Here is a 19,738-nt window from a genome sequence, read left to right as displayed (position 1 = left end):
TTCGAGCGCGTGGCAAGAGAGGGATGCGGGCGGCGCGCCACTTGATTTAAAGTGAACAGCGTTTACCGTTCCCGCATGACGCGCGAAACGATCAATGAGAAAGCCGAAGCCAAGGCGCTGATGCCCCGGATAGCGTGGCCGACATTGAGCTTCATGACGGCCCTGATCATCGTGCATTGGGGCATGGTCTGGCTCGGCTTAAGTGGCCGCGTGCCCATGCTGGCACTGGTCCTGCCTCTCGGTTTCACCACCTATGCCCATTACACGCTGGTCCATGAGAGCATCCACGGCAATATCCTGCGGGATCGGAACCTCGCCTGGCTGCACACCCTGATCGGCTGGTATGGTTCGCTGATGCTGTCGCTCACCTGGCCGCTGCTGTCTCGCACCCACAAGAACCACCACTCCCACGTCAATAGCGAGAAGGATCCGGACCTCTATGTGAAGATGAGTTTCCCGCGACTCCTGCTTCGCAATCTCGTCAGCTGGGCGCTGCAGGCCTTGCCGATCCTGCTGCTGAGACAGGTCTTCAAGGACCGCTCCCTGTCCCGCGGCTATATTAATGCCGATGAGATTATGAGCCGGTCCGAGCGCATCCAGCACCATGCCGCCAATATCGCGCTGGTCCTGGCGATGTGGGGATTCGTGCTTGCCGGATATGGCTGGCAGGTCCTGCTGCTATACTATCTGCCGGTCTATTTTGCCGCCAATCTCCTGATCATTTTCTTCCAGTGGCTGCCCCACCACCCGTTCAGTGAAACCAGCCGCTATCGCGCCACCCGCAATACCGGGCGCCGCTGGCTCAATGCCGTTTTCATCTGGCAGAACTGGCACCTGATGCACCACCTCTGGCCCGGTGTGCCCTTCTATAATTACGAACGCCTCTACCACCGCATACAGCCGATCCTCGAGGACAAGGGCGCGCGGCATGAGGAAGGCGTTGTTCCGAAGGCCGGCCCGATTCACGCGTCCGGGCCGCAAGCCGCCGAATAAGTGAAGACGAGCATGGCCGCATCCGGGCGGTGCAGCTGGGCCTGCACTCACCGCAACCAGGCAAAGGCCCGGGTCAAGAAAGCCTGCGCCTCCTCCACCACCGGCTCACCATGCGCAAACAGGACGGTTCTGGCCGGCCAGGCGCGGATCGGGTCGATGGCGGCACGCGCCTGTTTCCGGTCACGAAAAGCAAGGCGGAATTTGCGGGGGACGGCCGGCTCCGGGCCGGTCATCCGGTCCCAGCGGGCGACCCAGCGCCGCCAGCCGGAAAACCAGTCGTCCGGCAGGTGCTGGATGAGGTCGGTGAAGATCACGGTGCCGCTGGCCCGGTGGAAGAAGACGATCTCGGTGGTGATCGCATTGCCGCGCACGACGACCTGATCGATCTGGCCCGCCCAGGCCGGATCGGCGACGTCGGTCAGTTCGGTGTCGAATTGCAGATCTGGCAACACGGCCGCCATGCCCGGCGCCCCGTGCAGGCGGGCCGTCGGAAAGGCGGACTGCCAGTCCGGCAAGGAAAGATGATGAAGGCTGTTCGGCGCGACGATATGGGCGACCAGTCCGAGCGCGTCGACCTCGCGCTTCAGGGCCTCGGTGAGCGCTACCGGCGACCACACCCACAGCCGGTCATCATCGAGACGGATGACAATCATCCGGGTTGGATAGTGAAACCCCGCAACGGCCGTGACGACGTCACCGGATGCGGTCCACAGACCATCTGACATCCATTGCAGCGTCGAACTGACCGGTTGAGTGTCCATGCTGTCAGGCTAGGCGCCGGGCACGGCCAGGACAAGCACGCACCCGCCTCTCGCCCCATTCCGGCCAGCAAATCACCTTCCCGCCTCCCCGCTCTTGCCCCGGACGGGCGTTGCAGTGATCAGGCGCCGGGTGAGGCTGGCGCATCACAACGGCCAATGGGGAGGCCCACATGCGTAAACGCAATCGCAAACGCGATGACCAGGCCGAGGTCAATATGACCCCGATGCTGGATATCGTCTTCATCCTGCTCATCTTCTTCATCGTCACCGCCACCTTCCTGTCGGAAGAGGGTATCGACATGCGTCCGCCGCCGGATTGCACCGGCCCGGACTGTGTCGAAGGCCCTCCGCCCATCGTCGTTCAAGTGGATGATGACAACCAGATATTCGTCAATGGCGACCGGACCGATGTCGAGCGCGTGCTCGCCGCCATCAACAGGCATCGCGCCGAACAGCCGGACAGCGCTGTCCTGCTCGAAGTCCATGACGAGAGCAGTCACGGCATCGTGGTGCGGATCTGGGATGATATGGGCGCCAATGGCGTGCCGGTCTCGATCCAACGAACGGACGGGGATGGCGGAGAGCCCTAGCCCTTGAACCCCATCGCCACAACAAAGGTCTCGGCGCTTTCCGAGCGGCTGGCATCCGGCTTGAAATGCCGGACCTTCTCGAAATTGGTCTTGAGAAGGTTGAGGAGCCCGTCATCGGAACCGCCCTGGAAGACCTTGGCGATGAAGAAGCCACCGGGCGTGAGCGTTTCGACGGCGAAATGAGCGGCCATCTCGGCCAGGGCGACGATGCGCAAATGGTCGGTACTCTTGTGACCGGTGGTCCAGGGCGCGAGGTCAGAGATGACCGCATCAGCGCTGCCGCCCATTTCCGCCTTCACCAGGGCCGGCGCATCATCCTCGGTGAAATCCTTTTGCAGCAGGGTGGCGCCGGCGATGGCCTCGATCTCCAGCAAGTCGATACCGACCACTTCGGCGGCACCGGCTTTCAGCGCCACCTGCACCCAGCCACCCGGCGCCGAGCCGAGATCGACCACGCGCATGCCCGGCTTGAGAAGTTTGAAACGCTCATCCAGCTGCAGCAGCTTGTAGGCCGCGCGCGAACGATAGCCTTCCATCTGGGCCTTCTTCACATAGGGATCATTGAGCTGACGCTGCAGCCAGCGCGTGGACGAGCTTTTGCGGCCGCGCGCTGTCTTGACGCGCTCGAACATCTGCTTGGCCGCGCGGGCATCGCCGCCCTTCTTGACCGGGCCGCCCTGACGGCGTCGACGCTTGTCGCTACTGCCCCAGCCGGGAAGGTTTTCGCCTTCGCGTTCACCCTCATCATCCGGTGTCTGATCGTCGTCGTCGCTCATTCGCCCGATCCTGTCGCTGTCTCTGCGGCGTCCGCGCCGGGCTTGCGGCGCCGACGCCTGCGCTTCTTGGACTTTCGCATGAGATTGAGCAACATGCCTTCGCGCAAGCCACGATCGCCGACCCGCAGGCGATGGGCCGGCCAGAGCTCGGCAACGGCCTCGTAGATCGCGCACCCGGCCAGCACCAGCTCGGCCCGATCAGCACCAATGGTCGGCTCCTGGGATCGACCGTGAATATCCAGCTCTCGCAATCGCTTGCAGGCATCAAGGGCCTGATCGCCGCTCATCCACAAGCCATCGACCTTCGAGCGGTCATAGCGCGGCAGGCGCAGATGCACACCGGCCATGGAGGTCACGGTGCCCGATGTGCCGACCAGATGCGCCCGACCATCGTCGAAGATCGGCCGCATCGCCCGGGCGCCGCGCGGCGTCTTCATCAGGTCGCGCGCATAGGTCTTCATCTCGTCATACCATTCGGCCCTGTCCTCCCGCTCCGGGAAGCGTTCCGACAGCGTGACCACACCCACCGGTGTCGAGGTCCAGGACTTCATCGGCGGGCGCCCGCCACTGGCGCGTCCGCCCCGACGGCGCCATTCAGCCAGATCGACCCAGGACAGCTCGGTCGAGCCACCGCCGATATCGATCACCAGGGCGGCGTCCTTCTCCTCATCGAGCAGGTCGACACAGCCATGAACCGCCAGCCGCGCCTCTTCCTCGGCCGAGATCAGGTCAAAATTGAGTCCGGTCTCGCGTTCCACCCGTTCGAGAAATTCCGCGCCATTATCCGCCATGCGGCAGGCCTGGGTTGCGATGGAACGATGCTTGACCACATTCTGGCGACGGATCTTGTCGGCACAGACCTTGAGCGCCTCCACAGCGCGATCCATCGCCCCCTGGGACAGGGCGCCGGTGCCGGTAATGCCCTCGCCCAGCCGCACGACGCGCGAGAAAGCGTCCACAACATGGAAACTGCTGCCGGACCGCTGGGCCAGCAGCATGCGGCAATTATTCGTTCCAAGATCGATTGCGCCGTACACGGGAGAGGGTGCGCGTCGGCGCCCTTTCCGCTTGCGTGCGGCGGCATCATTGCCCGGCGCGGACCGGGCGGATGGCTCCGCCATGATATACCTCTCGCCGATCAGCGCGCCACATGCAGGGTCGCACGGCGCGGCTCGAGTCGGACTGAACTCAGTGTTGGCTTCAGGATACAAGGAAGCGTCGCGCCTGCAAGGATGCGTGACGTCTGGCAGCAGAGGCCGTAGCTTATTGCTCGAAACACCCTAGATAGGGGTCCGAGCGCGAGGATGGTCCGCGCGGTCAAGTTTGTGTCAGAGTGTTGAGCATGATCGTTCGCAACGCCAAATTCGGTCTCGGCGATGTGGTGCGCCACCGTCTCTTCCCCTTCCGCGGGGTGGTGGTCGATGTCGATCCGGAATTCGCCAATACCGAGGAATGGTACGAATCCATTCCGGAAAATGTCCGCCCGTCCAAGGACCAGCCTTTCTATCATTTGCTGGCCGAGAACGACGACAGCTATTACGGCGCCTATGTTTCCGAGGGCAATCTTCTGCCGGACTCCGAAAACGGGCCTGTCGAGCACCCCCAGATCGCCGAAGCCTTCGAAGGCTTTGACGGCACGCGCTATCAGCTCAAGACCAGCCCGGACCAGGCGCACTGACGGGGCGTCAGGCCCAGCGCCGACGCACTCCTGCCTCGTCGCATATCAACGCCGTGATCCGGGGGAGCTGCGCTTCCCCGTCGACTGTGTGGACGAGGTCCCCCGGACAAGCCGGGGGATGACGGTGGTTAGGGGATATTGCGGGGAAGGGAAAGGCGGGCGCAGCGCGCCCGCCGATCCATAAATCACTTGCCGGGAGAAAGCCGTATCCGGTTGTTGAGCTCAAGGGGCTTGCCCGCGAAGCGGCGCCTGCGGCGCCCTTGACCTCAAGAACCGGATACGGCCCGCTGGCTGACATGGGATTTATGGGCAGGTCCGCGCGCGGCGAGCGCGCAAAATGGTGTGTGTCCCGGGCCTGACGCCCATCCCTTGCCGGACACTCACCCTGCCTTTGACCAACCATCCTGCAATTCCCGTTTCAACACCTTGCCGATGGCGCTGCGCGGCAGCTCGTCCATCAGGCGCACCGCGCTGATCCGCTGCATCTTGCCCAATTGCGCATTGGCGAAGGTCTTGAGCGTTTCGGGCGTCACCGGACGGCCCGCCACCGGCACGACACAGGCCACCGGCGTCTCGCCCCAATCCTCCGACGGCACACCGATCACCGCAACATCTGCCACGGCGTCATGCTCGCGCAGGATGGCTTCGAGATCGGCGGGGTAGATGTTCATGCCGCCGGAAATAATCATGTCCTTGGCGCGGCCGACAATGGTGAAGAAGCCGTCCGCATCGCGTGAGGCCAGATCGCCGGTGCGGATGAAACGCTCGCCGTCCGGGCCATACCATTCCGCCTCGCGGGTCTTTTCCGGCTGACCGTGATAGCCGGTCATCATGGCGCCGGATCGACCAACGACCTCGCCAATCTCGCCGGGCGCGCATTCCTGACCCTCCGCATCGATCACGCGCAGATCATGGCCCGGCATGGCCTTGCCGACCGTATGCAGCTTGTCGCGATGCTCGTGGGCGACCAGGACACAGGATCCGCCGCCTTCTGTCATGCCGTAATACTCTACCAGCCCGCCCGGCCATCGCTCCAGAACCTTGGCCTTGAGCGCCGCCGAGAAAGGCGCCGAAGTGCAGAATTTCAGACGGTAGGATGAGAGGTCGAACTGATCGAAGTCCGGCTCTGCGAGAATGCGCTGATACTGGACGGGGACCAGCATGGAATGCGTCGCCCGGTGGGCCTCGGCGAGCTCGAGAAAGCCGTGCGCGTCGAATTTTGGCATCAAAACCAGCGTGCCTCCACCCGCGAGGGTCGGCAGGACACTGACCAGCGTGGTGTTGGAATAAAGCGGCGTCGCACACAGCGTTACAGCATCGGGACCGAATCCGACCGGGTCGGTGAGATGATTGTGCGGCCAGCGCATGGCGTGTGACTGGACAATCCCCTTGGGCGTCCCCGTCGTGCCGGAGGAATAAATGATGTTGAAGGCCATGTCGGGCGTGATGGTCACCGGTTCCGGGCGCGCGGGAGCGTCCGCAAGCCAGGCATCCAGCCGCGTCCCCACGGCACCGGCTTCAAGCGCCAGCGGGACCGCCTTGAGCCCGCCCGGGCGGGCGGCCAGAGCCTCGGAGAGATGATCTGATACAGCCGCATCGAGCACGACATGGCTGGCGCCACAATCATTGATCATGGCCGCCAGCTGCGCCGGCGTTGCCGAGGGCGAGAGCGGCGCGATGGCCGCACCGGTCCGCAGGGTTCCAAGAAAGACGCAGAGATAGTCGACACAACTGGCCGCACAGATGGCAACCACACCGCCGGGGCGAACGCCATCGGCCTGCAGGCGGGCGGCGATCTGGTTCGCCCGCGCATCGAAACCCGCATAGTCCAGCCGCATTTCAGCGCAGCAAAGCGCGTCCTGGTCCGGACGCGCGACGGCCTGCATGGCGACGAAGTCAGAGAAGGTCCCGAAGGGCTCCTCGGCGTAGGCCTGAATGGCGGACATGATGGACTCCCCGACGTAATTGGAGGCGAGGTATGCCACCCCGCCTCTCCGTACTTGCAAAGAAGTCTATTGATCGACGACGCGGTATGGAAGCCGTCCAATCAGCGGTCCGGATCAGGCCTTGACCACTTCCTGCTCGATCGCGCCGAAGATGGACTTGCCGTCCTTGTCCTTCATCTCGACCCGGACCGTATCGCCATACTGCATGAAAGGCGTGGTCGGCTTGCCGTCATTGATGGTCTCGATCATGCGGATCTCGGCGATGCAGGAATAGCCGACGCCGCCTTCGCTGATCGGCTTGCCCGGTCCGTCATCCAGCTTGTTGGAGACCGTGCCGGATCCGACAATCGTGCCGGCCGTGACCGGACGCGTCTTGGCCAGATGCGCGACCAGCTGGCCGAAATCGAAGGTCATGTCGACGCCGCACTCGGCCTTGCCGAACAGCTCGCCATTGTATTTCACCAGCAGTGGCAGGTGCAGCTTCTTGCCGTCCCAGGCCTCACCCAGCTCGTCCGGGGTCACCGCGACCGGCGAGAAGGCGCTCGGCGGCTTGGCCTGGAAGAAGCCGAAGCCCTTGGCCAGCTCGCCGGGGATCAGGCCGCGCAGGGACACATCATTGACCAGCATGACGAGGCGGATCGACTTGGCCGCATCCTCGACCGAACACCCCGCCGGCGCATCACCGGTGATGACGGCGACTTCGCCCTCCATGTCACAGCCCCAGGCCGTATCACCGAGCGGAATTTCGGCCCGCGGGGCCAGGAAGGCATCGGATCCGCCCTGATACATCAGCGGATCGGTCCAGAACGTCGCCGGCATTTCCGCATTGCGCGCCTTGCGGACCAGTTCGACGTGATTGACGTAGGCTGAGCCATCCGCCCACTGGAAGGCCCGTGGCAGAGGCGAGAGCGCGTCACGCTCGTGGAAGCGTTCGCGCGGGATGGTCTCGCGCTCGAGCTCGTCGGACAGCGACCGCAATTCCGGCTCGCATCGCTCCCAGTCATCCAGGGCCGCCTGCAAGGTCGGGGCAACCTGATGGGCATCGGCACACCAGGCCAGATCACGGGAGACGACGACCAGGCGGCCGTCGCGACCATCCGATTTGAGCGTTGCGAGTTTCATCCTGTTATTCCCTGCTTGTGGAGTGGGTCCGGCCTGTCTCGACCGGTTTGAGGAAGCAATGACGAGTGGCGCCGGCGCGATGAGCCGCCCGCTCGATCAGTGAAAGAATCTAGACCGGCGCGAAGGCGCCGTCTGCCCCCATCCACTCCAATACGCCGTCATGGATGGAAAAGCGGGCGCCGTGCAATTGCAGACCCCGGTCTGCAATGGCGCGCTCGATGAAGTCGAATTGGTGCAGGCGCTCGATAGAATGGCGGATCGAGTTGAGCTCGAGCGCGTCACACAGCGTCTCATTGTCACCGCCCGCGTGCTCGGCATGCACTTCGGCACGGGCAGGCTCGAGCGGCTCCAGCCAGGGGCCGAGATATTTGAAAGACAGCGTGTCCAGGCCGGCCACGCTGGCGGCAACCCCGCCACACTGACCATGTCCCATGACGACGATATGATCGACGCCCAGCGCGCGGACCGCGAACTCGATGGCGGCAGAGACGCCGTGACGTCCGCCATCATCATCCATCGGCGGGACGAGATTGGCGACATTCCGAACCACGAAAAGGTCTCCGGGCCGGGCGTTGAACACCACGGCCGGATCCACGCGACTATCCGAACACGCAATGATCAGCGTATGCGGGCTCTGCCCCTTGGACAGCTCTTCATAATGCGCGCGCTGGGTCTTGTAGGCATCGCGGCAAAAGGCCCGATAGCCGTCCAGCAGAGGCTTGGGTGGTTGGATTGTCATGGCCTTCCCCCGCATCGTCCCGGCAAGGCGTGTGCCGGTCGATCACATCCATGCCGTTGTTCTAATTGCAATTGGACGCATTTAGAAGCCTGCGCCCGCAGCCGGTGCGGCCTGGGCGCCAGACATGAAAAAGCGGCCGGGGCACAACACGCCCCGGCCGCCAGTGTGTGCAGCGACTTACCAGTCTGGGAGGATCAGCTTGCCGGTGTGCACGTCACCATGGCGATGTTGGCCTCGACCTCGTCCTCTCCGGACGAGGCGGCATTGGCAGCCTCGAAGTCAGCCAGGGCTGCCTCCCGATTGCCGGCCACCCAATGGGCCACACCGCGATTATTGAGCGCACGCCACGCCGTGGCGCGCAGTTCGAGGGCCGAATCGCAGGCAGCGACCGCGGCATCCACTTCGCCGGTCGCCGCATATCCGGCGCACAGATTCGACCAGGCCGCCGTGCGATTGCGGGCGGACAGGCCGGTCTCGACAAGACCTTCACCGATATGGACCACATTGTGCCACTCGGCCCGTTCGACTGCCGTGTACTGGGCCCGCACGGCGCCATTGGCGGTGCGATGGCCGGCCAGGCTCGGCTCTGTCTGGCAGGACTGGGCGAAAGACATGGGGGTAGCTAGGACCGCCAGGGCGGCGGCAAGAAACATAGAGCGCATGATCACTCCCTCTGACACGAATAACGCGGTGAACAGCGTTTATATTTAGAACAAAGTTCTGTGAATGGAATTGACGATATCAGGATCATCAGAATACATATTCGTATGGATGACTGGTCTGATTATCTCGTCTGCCTCGCCGTTTCCGAGGCTGGCAGCCTGACCGCCGCGGCCCACCAGCTCGGCGTCAGCCAACCCACTGTCACGCGCCGCCTGCAGGCGCTCGAGACCCGGTTCGGCGAACCGCTGTTCGAGCGCGAGCAGGGGCAGACCCGACTCACCCCGCTGGGCCAGAAGGTCACCGCCCACGCGGCTCGCATGCGCGACGAGGCCTCGGCCATTGAACGCGCCGCCGTGGCGCAGGACCAGACGCTGGCCGGTCTCGTCGTGGTCTCGGCCTCCGAAGGCCTGGGCGCCGACTGGCTGCCACGCGCCCTCGCCTCCTTCCAGGTGGCCAATCCGGGCATCGGGATCGACATCACGATCAAGAATAACTCGGCCAATCTCGCCGACCGTGAAGCGGATATCGCCCTGCGCTGGAACGGTCCGGGCACACAGCAGAGCCTGGTCGGCCGACGCGGCGCCACAGTCGGCGCGGGTCTCTATGCCTCGCACAGCTATCTCGACAAGCATGGCCGTCCCGAGCGCGTCGATGACCTCGCGGACCATGCCGGTGTCGGCTGGTCGATCGGCGATTATTTCGGCTGGCCGGCAACCGAGACCGGAGCGCCTGTCCTGCCGCGCCATGTCTCCTTCAAGTCCAACAGCCCGGCGAGCCATGTCAAAGGCCTGGAAGCCGGTTTCGGCGTCGGTGTGACCTCGCACCGACTGGCCCGCAGCAGCGACGTCCTGGAACGTATCCTGCCGGACTTCGAGAGCTCGCTGGACTTGTGGGTCGTCGCCCACGAAACCGTGCGCAAGAGCGCGCGGGTTCGCGCCGCCTTTGACCACATCATCTCGCAGATGAATGCTGACGCGGCCTATTTCAGCCGCGGCGCGCCCTCCATCCTGTAGACGCGGCTATTGCGGCGCGGTCGGCAAGGCCAGCACATTCATGGCAATGGAGATGCGTTCGCGCGGCCCTTTGTGCGGGCGAACCGAATGCATCATCCAGGATGGAAAAATAACCAGCTTGCCGGGCTCCGGGCGAATCCGGTGCTGGGACATCTGCTTGGTGCCGGTCTCATCCTGATAGACCAGGTCAGGCGCATTCATCCGAATGCTGGGAAAGCGCGGATCCTGGGCCACGAAGAAGCCATCCTCGGTACAGCCCCCGTCATCGACATAGAAGCTCGCCGACCAGAAGGAACCGGGATGGCAATGCATCTGGTTGGACGCGGAGGCCGGCGACACATTGGCCCACATCTCCATGCCCATTTCATAACGCGACTGCCCCTGGGCCGCTGATACATCGCTGGTATAGCGCGCGCACACAGCCAAGGTCTCGCGTGCCAGCTCGATCGCGGCATCGCCGCCCCATTCGAGCATGCGGGTATCAGAATGCCAGCCATTGATGTTGGAGCGGGCGATTCCGGGATCCTCGGCACGGCGCGCCAGAACCCGGTCGCGCAAGGCACCCAGCCACGTCTTGCCCTGGGCAGGCCAGACTTCGATCACCGGAGTCGCAAACAGGTGGTGGACCGTCTGTCGTGGCGCCAAATTCCAGTCTGCCATCAGTCCTCATCTCCGTAGATCGCAACAACCGGAAAGCCACCCTCGCTGAGGCGGGCGCGATACATGCCCGGCGTATTGAAACTCCAGGCGATTTCGCCCGAGGGGGTCAGCGCGACAATACCGCCATCCCCGTCCATCGCGGTCAGTTCATCCATGATGACGCGATCGGCGGCCGCCTGCAGATCCAGGCCCTGGAATTCGACCAGAGCACATATCCGGCTGGCCACAGTGAGGCGGATGAAGAATTCACCCGTTCCGGTCGCCGAGACACCGCAGCTCTGATTATTGGCATAGGTGCCGGCGCCGATGATCGGGCTGTCGCCAACCCGGCCCCACCGCTTGGCCGTCGTCCCGCCGGTCGAGGTCCCGGCTGCGATATTGCCGGCCCGGTCGAGCGCGACCACGCCGACAGTCCCGAAACGGTGTTCGCGCGCATCGCGATCCAGTTCGCCATGATCGATTTCAGCCGCGTCCGGTGCTCCGTCCGGGCGGGCGGGAATATCCAGACCGAGCGAGGTCAGGGTCCGTTCCATGGCGGCCCAGCGGCGCTCGGTGAAGAAGAAGGCCGGCGGCACGATCTCGAGGCCCTGCTCACGCGCAAAGGTCTCGGCGCCCTCGCCCTGCAGCATCACATGACGGGAATTATCCATCACATGCCTGGCCAGGGAGATCGGGTGGCGGACTTGCGTCACACCTGCCACGGCGCCCGCATTCAGCGTGGCTCCGTCCATGATCGAGGCATCGAGCTCATTCCGCCCGGCGGCGGTGAAGACCGCGCCGCGCCCGGAATTGAAAAGCGGATCATCCTCCATCCCGTGGATCACCGCCTCGATCGCATCCAGCGCACTGCCATCCGCGCTCAGGACGGCCTCGCCGCGCTCTAGGGCGGCAGCCATGGCGGCGCGATACTCGGCTTCACGCTCCGGCGTCATGGCGCCGCGCTCGATGACACCGGCGCCGCCGTGAATCACCAGAGCCCAGGACGCGTCATCGGACTCCTGTGCGTGCGCAATCGCGAAGGAAGATGCCGCCAGGGCGGCTGCGGAAATCAGGACTCGAAACATGATGATTGCTCCCCCATCTGTCGTGACAGCAGGGTCCCGCGCCCGTGACAGTCTGGCAAGGGCTGGCTTCAGGCCGAGTCGACGCAGAGTGGCCGCAGGCCGACCAGGCCGCCATGGGCGAGCCCGCCGGCGGGACGGTCGAAATAGAGCTGCAGCCCCTGCACCGTCCAGCCGCGCTGGCACCAGACCGTCCGAAATTCGGTGACGCATTCGCCGACCCGCGCCGTCACGGCTTCGCCCGAGAAGGTATAGAGCCGCACAGCGCCGATCCGTTCACGCGCGGTCAGGCAGGCCGCAATACCGTTGACCCGTGCACCATCCTCCAGAATCGCACGACCGGCCTCTTCGACATGTCTTTGCGTCACGCGTCCGGCGCAGAACTGGGCCGCACGCGGCGGCGCGCCCTGGAAAAAGGCGCGGACCTGGCAGGGGCGCGCGCGGCGTACCGCGATCTGCAAGCCGTGGAAATCATGCCCGGGCAGAGCGATCAGGCTGGAGTGGAAATCGGTACTCGTACCGACCACCATTTCCTCACCTTCGCCGACCACTCCGAATGTCACCGCCAGTGACAGGACAAGTGCCTTCAGCATCGGGATTCGCGCCTCCTCATGCTGGCACACTAGGCATTCGAGGTGATTTTGTCCGCACACATATCAATCACAAGCGCGTGCGCGCGATCAGGCCCTAATTGGCACCTTGCCCTGCGCCGCGAACCCGGACCCGGACCTCGCTGGTACGCCCGGCTTCATCAACCGCGCTGACGGCGTAAAATCCGGGTCCCGGCGCGATCCAGACCGGTTCGCCCAGGGCATTTTCCGACACGGTCTCGCCATCCGCGAACCAGCGCACGGGCCCGGGCGCCTGGGCTGCGAGAATGAAGCCGCGACCGGCGCGATCGGACCAGACTTCGGCACCATCCGGCGGGAACAGGATGTGCGGGGCGGCATCCGCGCGGAAATCGGCGAGGGTTTGCGGTGTCTCTTCCGGCGGCTCGGCCTGACGATCCACGCCCATATCACCCCGCGGCGCCAATTGACTGACCCCGTCGGCAAGCCGGAAGAGGACTGGCAGGGCAGCGGCACGACCGGTCACGCCTTCGCGCGGCGCGCCGTCGGCCCGCCCGGTCCAGACGACAAGCGTATAGCCGCCGACAATGCCCGCCGCCCAGGCATCGCGAAACCCGTAGGATGTCCCCGTCTTGAACGCGATATCCGGAGCGCCGCGGGCCAACAGCGCCGGCATCCGACCACCGGGATGGGGCGCCCGGCGCAAGACCCGTACGATCTCGTCGGCGGACTCGGCAGACAGCAGGCGGAAACTCCCGACCGGGGCGAAATCGTCCAGTGCGGTTTCCTGCCAGGCCAATGGCCGGGCCTCCCCGCCATCGGCAAGCGCCGCGTACAGCACACCGATCTGGCGCAGGGTCAGTCCCGCACCGCCCAGTGCAACGGCCAGACCGTCATCCTGACCGGCCTGGCGCGGGCGCAGCGGATTGGCACCGGCAAAACCGAGGGCCGCATTGAACCGGCGCGCGCCGACCCCGTCCAGCGTGGTGACGGCGGGGATGTTAAGCGAGTGCTGCAGCGCCTCGGCGATGGTTACATCGCCGCGGAAACTGCGGTCGAAATTGTCCGGTTGATAGCCGGCGAAGCGTCGCGGCAGATCTGCGATCCGGGTCCCGGGCGCGGCCAGGCCATCATCAAAAGCCATGCCGTAGATGAAGGGTTTCAGGGTCGAGCCGGGTGAGCGGGGCCGGTCGGTCAGATCGATCCAGCCTCCCGGTCGCGCCCGGCTCGCAGAACCGGCCATAGCGCGCACGGCGCGGGTCTCGGTCTCGATGATCATGGCCGCGAACTGGACCGTTTCATCCGTGTCGGCGAGCTCATCCGCCAGACTGTCCTCCAGCATGAGCTGGAGCGAGCGATCCAGAGTCGAGACCGGTTCGCGCATGTCCGGGGCCGCGCGCCGGATCGCATCGGCGGCATGCCAGGCATCGGCAGGAAAGGGTCGACGCATCGGCGCCGGGTCACCGGCTGCGTCAGCGGCCGCCTGCGGTGAGGCGAGACCGACGCTGGCGAGCCGTTCGAGAACCCGCCCGCGAGCCCGAACCGCGCGCTCGGGCTGGCGGTCGGGTCGACGCGCCTCCGGCGATTGCGGCAAGGCGATCAGCATCGCGATCTGGTCGATGGTCAGGTCATCCGGTTCGCGCCCGAAATAGGCCCAGCTGGCCGCCCTCACCCCCTCCAGATTGCCGCCATAGGGCGCCAGGGTGAGGTAAAGCTCGAGAATTTCAGTCTTGCTGAGACGTATTTCCAGCTGCAGCGCCCGCGCCATCTGGATCAGCTTGGCGCCAAGGGTCCGCTCGCGCGGTTCGATCAGGCGCGCCAGCTGCATGGTGATGGTCGAGCCGCCGGAGACGATGCGACCGGCCGCCAGACTATCCCGGCTGGCACGAACCAGGGCTGGAAAATCAACGCCCCAGTGTTGGTGAAAGCGCTCATCCTCATAGGCCAGCAGGGCGTCGAGAAAGTCAGGATCGATCCGGTCAAGATCAGCGGCGAGACGCCAGCGCCCCTCCTCGACGGGAAACGCGCGCAAGACCTCGCCATGGCGATCGCGAACCGCGGCTGACACCGCGTCCGCCGATGGCAGGGGCGGCGGCAGGGCACGGTCGAGCGCGAGCAGGCCGACAAGCCCGCCGAGCGCAGCCAGGATGATCCAGTATGCCCGACCCAGCCCGAACATGATCAGTCGCGCGGAGCGATCACGATGCGGCGCGTCTCCGAGCGCGCAAAGACATCATGGCGATACATGTCTTCCACCGCGACGCCGGGCAGGGTGTATTCTCCCGGGGTCACAGCGCGGACGATATAGGCCAGACGCCGCGGACGGGCATTGGTCAGATCCATCGCCGCCGCATAGCGGTCATCGCGGACCTCGCTCATGGAGGGCGTGAAGATCTCGCCCAGCCAGCGGTAAGGACCGCGAGGCCCGGCATCACCGCGGGAGATCTCGGCTTCGATCTCGAAACCCGGCGGCAGAAGATCCACCAGGATGGCCGGAATCAGACGCTGCTCGTGCGGCATCACCGTGATGTCGATCATCAGGCGGTCGCCCTGGACCAGCGCTTCCAGATCCACCGCGCTGCCATCAAGCCCGAGAACACGCTTCTGTACGGAAACACCTTCCGACGCCTCATCCGGCGCCATGCGGGTTTCACCATGAGCCAGCTGGGTGACCCAGACCGGCCCCTCGCCGGACGCCGTGAAGGTCAATGGCTCATCCAGCATGTCCGGCGTCACCTCGAAGACCGGGCGTCCGCCTTCGGGATGGCTGAGCGGCCCCTCGACGGACAGCGCATCAGCGCCACCGGACAAGCCCTGCGCGGCCATCAGGAGAAAGGCTTTCTCCTGCGTTGTCAGACGCGCCGGCTCGGGCAGGTCCGAGACAAGGCGCTCGGCCAGGCGGGCGACACGCTCGGCATCACCGGCCTCTGCGGCATAGGCGACGACCGCCGCAAGGTCCCGGCGGGCAGACTGGTACCAATCGCCGCGATTCTCATAGCCCAGGGCTGCTTCGGCCGCGTCAAAGGCGCTGCGCGAGCGGGCCCGGTCACCGATCAGATAGAGGGCCGCGCCGAGTTGAGCCCGCGCCAGCGGGCTGCTGATCTGATCAAGCCGTTCATCATGCATGTAGCGCAGGCGTGAGCGATCGACCCGACCGGCCCGGGCGAGCACGTAGAGCGCATAGGCCGCGCTGCGGTCGGACAGGCGTTCGGCCGTATCGGTCTGGCCACGCCAGCTATAGATGCGGGTTGAATAGCCGCTCGCGCGCCAGGCTTCCTGCGCCGCGATATGTTCGAGTACGCGATAGGCACGCTCCAGCGCCGCGTCAGGGACGGTGTAACCGGCCTCCTGGGCGCGCGACAGGAAATCAACCGCATAGGCCCCGACCCAGGACCGCGCATCGCGATCCCCGATCCGCCACAGACCGATCGCGCCGTCATTGGCCTGCCGGTTGAGCAAGGTGGCAATCGCCTCCTGGATGATCGCGCGGCTGCCATCGACACCGTCCAGTGCCGCAGCCCGGGCAAGCGGGTCGGCCATCAGAAGCGGCAGGGCCCGACTGGTGATCTGCTCGGTACAGCCATAGGGGTAGCGTGAGAGCGAGCTCAGCAGGGCCGTCTCGTCGAGCGGGGTCGGCGAAAAGCTGAGCGTCACAGCCGAATTCCCCGGCAGATAGGCCGCCAGTGCCTCGGCACTCAGGGTCCAGCTCTCTCCCGGCAGCAAGCGGCCGCGATTGACACTGGACGATGGCAACCAGGCGGTTCTCACCTCGATCGGGTAGCTGCGGGCGGCGGTGAATGCGTCCGGTCCGGTCACAGCCAGACCCACCGAGCCGATGCCGGCATCCTCACCGCTCAACGGATAACGTCGATCGACACGCTCGCCGCTGGCCAGTTCCACCGCATCCGAGATTGACGCCACAGCCGATCCTTCGGCCTCGATAACCGCTTCATAGGTCCCGGCGGCGCCGTCGACATTGTCGATGGTCAAAGTCGCCGTCGAGACATCGCCTGGCGCCAGGAAGCGCGGCAGGATGAGCTCGGCCGGGACGTCGTCACGTACGGTAAGCGGCCGGCTCTCCGCGCCGACACCGGTCTCGCTCCAGGCGACCGCCATCAGGCGCAGCTCGCCATTGAAGTCGGGGATGTCCAGCGCGATCGTCGCCCGTCCATTGCGGTCCACCTCGACCGGACCGCTGAACAGCGCGACCGTCTGTGTCGGGACGACGGTCAGACCGGCACCGCCTATCTGGTCACCGCCCGAGCGAACCGCCGCCGCGGCGCCCTGGTTCGGGTCGAGCAGGCGTCCGTAGTCGTCATAAAGATCCACATCCAGCGCCGACTGACCGAAGAACCAGTCCACCGGATCGGGTGAGGCAAAACGGGTCAGGGCGAGAATACCCTCATCCACGGCCGCAACCGTCACCCAGGCGCCGCCTCGCATCGGCCCCTCAAGCGTCACGCCGAGATCCAGGCTCTGGCGCGGCTCAATCCGCTCCGGCGCATCCAGCGCGATGTCGAATGTCCGCTCGCCGGTATCGACCGGCAGATAGGCAATCCCGACCGCCCGGCGCGGTACCGGTTGATCAACCGGATGGCGTGGGGTGAAGAGCGAGACCATGGCATAGGCCCCGGCGCCCCACGCCTCGGTGACGGTGAAACTGACTTCCGTGCCGCCTTCCGGAATGGTCAGCGATCGCGTCTCGATGACCCGGTCGCTCGCAATCACGATCTCGGCCTCGCCGGCATAGGGCGGCAGCAGACTCAGCGTGACAGTGTCGCGCACGGCGGTCGCCTGATCGGGAATGGACAAGGCAATCCGGTCCGGCGCCTCACTGCCCTCTTCGGCATTGGCACCCCAGCCGACCCAGAAGTCGGTGGAGGCGCTCTGGCCGGCGTCCGCCGCTTCAACGACGAGACGATAACTGCCCCAGTCGAGCGCACGAATGCCGATCTCGGCCAGACCATCAGCGCCGGTGGTGACCACGCCCTGTTCAATCGCGACGACCTCGCGCGTGCGGCGCCACTGCCAGCGACCATTATCGACGCGGTACCAGTCGTAATTCCAGTCGATACGGACCAGCTGCCAGTTCAGCAAGGTTTCGAGCGCGCCACCGTCCGCCCCGAGCGCGACCACATCAATCGCGGTCTCGCTATTGCGCTGGGCCCGCCCGTCGAATTGCGGGCGCAGGCCGAGATAAAGGTCGGCCGGACGATAGGGAATGCGAACATCATCGGCGACCGGACGTCCGCCCGGTTCGATGGCCGAGATCACCGCCCGGAGACGCAGGGGCTGGCTGGCATCGCGACCGGCATCGCCCAGCTCGATGGTCTGGACCGCACGCCCGGCACCATCGGCAACGGTGTCGGCGAGATCGCGCGTGAATTCTCGGAAGGGTTCGTCAGGGCGACCGAAGCTGAAATCCGCATGGTCGGGGAATGGAGCGGGGTCGGTCTCGATCCGCACCCGCCCTTCCACCACGAGACCGGCGCCAGGGGCGCCATAGAGAAAGCGCACACGCGCATCAATGTCGCGGGTTTCGCCGGCACGAACCGGGGTTTCGTCATCGGCATCCAGCTCCAGTCCAACGCGCTGCGGCACGAAGTCCTCGACCGAGAAACGGACCTGGCCGACGCGGCCAAAACCATCCATTTCGGCGACAATCCGCCACTCACCGCGCGCCGCGGTGCGCGGCACATCCCAGCTCCAGCTGACGGCGCCCGCTGCCGCCGCCTCGGGGAAACGGATATTGGCGGATTCAATGCCATTGGGTCCGAAAACCGTCAGTTCGACGGGACGGTCGCTGATGGCCCGCGCCTCGATATCGCGCACCAGGGCGGAGACATGAACCGTCTCGCCAGGTCGATAGATACCGCGGTCGAGATAGACGAAGCCATCCGCCCCGTCCGGGCGCTGGCGACCAGCCGTATCGAGACCGGAGAGGTCGACCGGATTGCGCTGGAAATCGAGCACGGCGAAATCATTGTCCGGTCCGTAAGCCGTGAGCAGGCGCGGCGCCATGGCACCCTCGCCGCGGGTCAAAGGCCCGTCGAATCGGGCCCGCCCGCTGGCATCGGTCACGACCGAGGCGAGGACTTCATTGGAGCGCGCGACGAGTTCCACACGCACATCCTCGACCGGACGCGCGGTCTGCAAAGAGCGCACCATGAAATCGACGCCGTCGGCGCCGCGATAGGCGGTCAGGGCCAGATCGGTAATCACCAGCCAGCGATTGGCGCGCGCCGGCTGACGCACGTCATCATCGGCGAGCGCCGCGTCGACCACCGTGATGTGATAGGCGCCCGGGGTCAGTGTGCCGATTGTCTCGGCAAGCGGAAAGACGGTCGTGACCGGCGTATTGAGCAGGCCGGCCGTGTCCATTTCGCCGCGCCAGATGATCTCGCCGACCGCGTCCGGGTTCTCTTCCTGGCCGGACCAGTAGTAATCGCCAGCCGCAATATTGGCGCCCGAAGTGATCGAGCGGAATGCGAGGGCCCGGTCATTGATCCGGCGCAGGGTGACATCGACACTGTCGACATTGACGGTCTCGATCGCGAGCCCGTCGGCATCGAGACGCGGCAGGATGACGCCATCACCAGCAATGCCGACATAGGCCGGTCGGTCGCCGAAATCGACGACCACATCTTCATCGACCAGGAGGCCATCCCCATTGGCGGCCGGGAATCCGGCGCGAAGGGTGAGGGTCTGGTCCTCGCCGAAACCAAGCCCGCCAACGCACAGGGTCTGGCCGTCAGCATCGAGGGCAATAGGCCGGTCCGGGGAGATCGCGACATAGGGCGAATAATCAGCGTCGGGGTCGAGCGGGTGGGTGAAGCCCAGACACAGGCTCGGGGCATCGCCATCAACGCCGACGGAATAGCGCAGGAAGGCAAACTGGCTGGGTGTTCCGGTCTCGGCGCGCGGTGCCGCGGCCTCACGACTGGCCAGTTCCGGTCCTGCAATCTCGTCCTCGGACCCGCCCGAACAGGCCGCGACAGCCAGCGCCAATGCGCCGACCAACCATTTTGCTGACCATTTCCCCATCATGCCCTCTCCCCTGTCGACACCCCGGGACCTTACGACAGGGCCAGCCAGAAAGCACCTATAAAGCAACCGAAACATTGAGCTTTCTGGCCCCTGCGCGGCCTTCAGGCATCAGTGCCTGAC

16 protein-coding genes are annotated in these 19,738 nt (G+C 65.2%); 4 read left to right on the top strand and 12 right to left on the bottom strand.

All coding sequences use genetic code 11. The features are described from left to right. The first annotated feature begins 75 nt into the window (after nt 1-75). On the top strand, nt 76-993 hold the full coding sequence (locus tag QZ266_RS05005) for a fatty acid desaturase (RefSeq protein WP_295692147.1): 918 nt from the start codon (nt 76-78) through the stop codon (nt 991-993). Nucleotides 994-1,040: 47 nt separating this feature from the next. On the opposite strand, the gene QZ266_RS05000 is transcribed toward QZ266_RS05005, so the two are convergent. Further along, a complete protein-coding gene (locus QZ266_RS05000; RefSeq protein ID WP_295692145.1) occupies nt 1,041-1,754 on the bottom strand; it encodes a DUF4336 domain-containing protein in 714 nt (237 codons plus the stop codon). Nucleotides 1,755-1,924: 170 nt separating this feature from the next. Between QZ266_RS05000 and QZ266_RS04995 the strand changes: the two genes are divergently transcribed. After that, entirely contained in the window at nt 1,925-2,344 is a 420-nt protein-coding gene (locus QZ266_RS04995; protein ID WP_295692143.1) for a biopolymer transporter ExbD, read from the top strand. Here the strand turns inward: QZ266_RS04995 and QZ266_RS04990 are convergent. Further along, complete coding sequence (locus tag QZ266_RS04990; RefSeq protein ID WP_295692141.1) at nt 2,341-3,120, bottom strand: RlmE family RNA methyltransferase; 780 nt, start codon at nt 3,118-3,120, stop codon at nt 2,341-2,343. The two genes, QZ266_RS04995 and QZ266_RS04990, sit on opposite strands and share 4 nt — an antisense overlap. Beyond that, nucleotides 3,117-4,241 carry a Ppx/GppA phosphatase family protein gene (locus QZ266_RS04985; protein ID WP_295692139.1) on the bottom strand — a complete coding sequence of 375 codons (1,125 nt, stop codon included), beginning with the start codon at nt 4,239-4,241 and terminating at the stop codon, nt 3,117-3,119. The genes QZ266_RS04990 and QZ266_RS04985 overlap by 4 nt, the downstream gene beginning before the upstream one ends. A gap of 221 nt (nt 4,242-4,462) precedes the next feature. Here QZ266_RS04985 and hspQ point away from each other — a divergent pair, with 221 nt between their 5' ends. Then, complete coding sequence (gene hspQ / locus QZ266_RS04980) at nt 4,463-4,798, top strand: heat shock protein HspQ (RefSeq protein ID WP_295692138.1); 336 nt, start codon at nt 4,463-4,465, stop codon at nt 4,796-4,798. A 380-nt stretch (nt 4,799-5,178) separates the two neighbouring features. Here the strand turns inward: hspQ and QZ266_RS04975 are convergent, their stop codons facing one another. The 4 genes from QZ266_RS04975 to QZ266_RS04960 form a co-directional block, all read right to left on the bottom strand. Next, nucleotides 5,179-6,684 (bottom strand): class I adenylate-forming enzyme family protein, encoded by a 1,506-nt coding sequence (locus tag QZ266_RS04975; protein WP_367178206.1) that lies wholly within the window; start codon nt 6,682-6,684, stop codon nt 5,179-5,181. Between the two features lie 174 nt (nt 6,685-6,858). Then, nucleotides 6,859-7,866, bottom strand: a complete 1,008-nt coding sequence (locus tag QZ266_RS04970) for a fumarylacetoacetate hydrolase family protein (protein WP_295692134.1) — start codon at nt 7,864-7,866, stop codon at nt 6,859-6,861. Nucleotides 7,867-7,975: 109 nt separating this feature from the next. After that, nucleotides 7,976-8,605: a carbonic anhydrase gene (locus tag QZ266_RS04965; protein ID WP_295692132.1), complete on the bottom strand. Its 630-nt coding sequence runs from the start codon at nt 8,603-8,605 to the stop codon at nt 7,976-7,978. 194 nt (nt 8,606-8,799) lie between these two features. Then, a complete protein-coding gene (locus QZ266_RS04960) occupies nt 8,800-9,219 on the bottom strand; it encodes a hypothetical protein (protein WP_295692130.1) in 420 nt (139 codons plus the stop codon). A gap of 153 nt (nt 9,220-9,372) precedes the next feature. On the opposite strand from QZ266_RS04960, the gene QZ266_RS04955 reads away from it, so the two are divergent. After that, a complete protein-coding gene (locus tag QZ266_RS04955; RefSeq protein ID WP_295692128.1) occupies nt 9,373-10,281 on the top strand; it encodes a LysR family transcriptional regulator in 909 nt (302 codons plus the stop codon). Between the two features lie 6 nt (nt 10,282-10,287). Here QZ266_RS04955 and QZ266_RS04950 read toward each other — a convergent pair whose 3' ends face one another. The 5 genes from QZ266_RS04950 to QZ266_RS04930 all read right to left on the bottom strand — a co-directional run bounded on the left by QZ266_RS04950 (nt 10,288) and on the right by QZ266_RS04930 (nt 19,618). Beyond that, complete coding sequence (locus QZ266_RS04950) at nt 10,288-10,941, bottom strand: TIGR02466 family protein (protein ID WP_295692127.1); 654 nt, start codon at nt 10,939-10,941, stop codon at nt 10,288-10,290. Next, nucleotides 10,941-12,005 (bottom strand): isoaspartyl peptidase/L-asparaginase family protein, encoded by a 1,065-nt coding sequence (locus QZ266_RS04945; RefSeq protein WP_295692125.1) that lies wholly within the window; start codon nt 12,003-12,005, stop codon nt 10,941-10,943. Before QZ266_RS04945 ends, QZ266_RS04950 begins: the two co-directional genes overlap by 1 nt. A gap of 68 nt (nt 12,006-12,073) precedes the next feature. Further along, a complete protein-coding gene (locus QZ266_RS04940) occupies nt 12,074-12,595 on the bottom strand; it encodes a hypothetical protein (protein WP_295692123.1) in 522 nt (173 codons plus the stop codon). Nucleotides 12,596-12,689: 94 nt separating this feature from the next. Then, nucleotides 12,690-14,750, bottom strand: coding sequence for a penicillin-binding protein 1C (pbpC, locus tag QZ266_RS04935; protein ID WP_295692121.1), 2,061 nt, complete (start codon nt 14,748-14,750; stop codon nt 12,690-12,692). A 2-nt stretch (nt 14,751-14,752) separates the two neighbouring features. After that, a complete protein-coding gene (locus tag QZ266_RS04930) occupies nt 14,753-19,618 on the bottom strand; it encodes an alpha-2-macroglobulin (RefSeq protein ID WP_295692120.1) in 4,866 nt (1,621 codons plus the stop codon). Nucleotides 19,619-19,738 lie beyond the last annotated feature (120 nt).

The organism is uncultured Maricaulis sp., assembly GCF_905480005.1.
Taxonomy (GTDB): domain Bacteria; phylum Pseudomonadota; class Alphaproteobacteria; order Caulobacterales; family Maricaulaceae; genus Maricaulis.
Note: the sequence above shows the minus strand (reverse complement) of the source record. Positions and strands in the feature narration are given on the sequence as shown.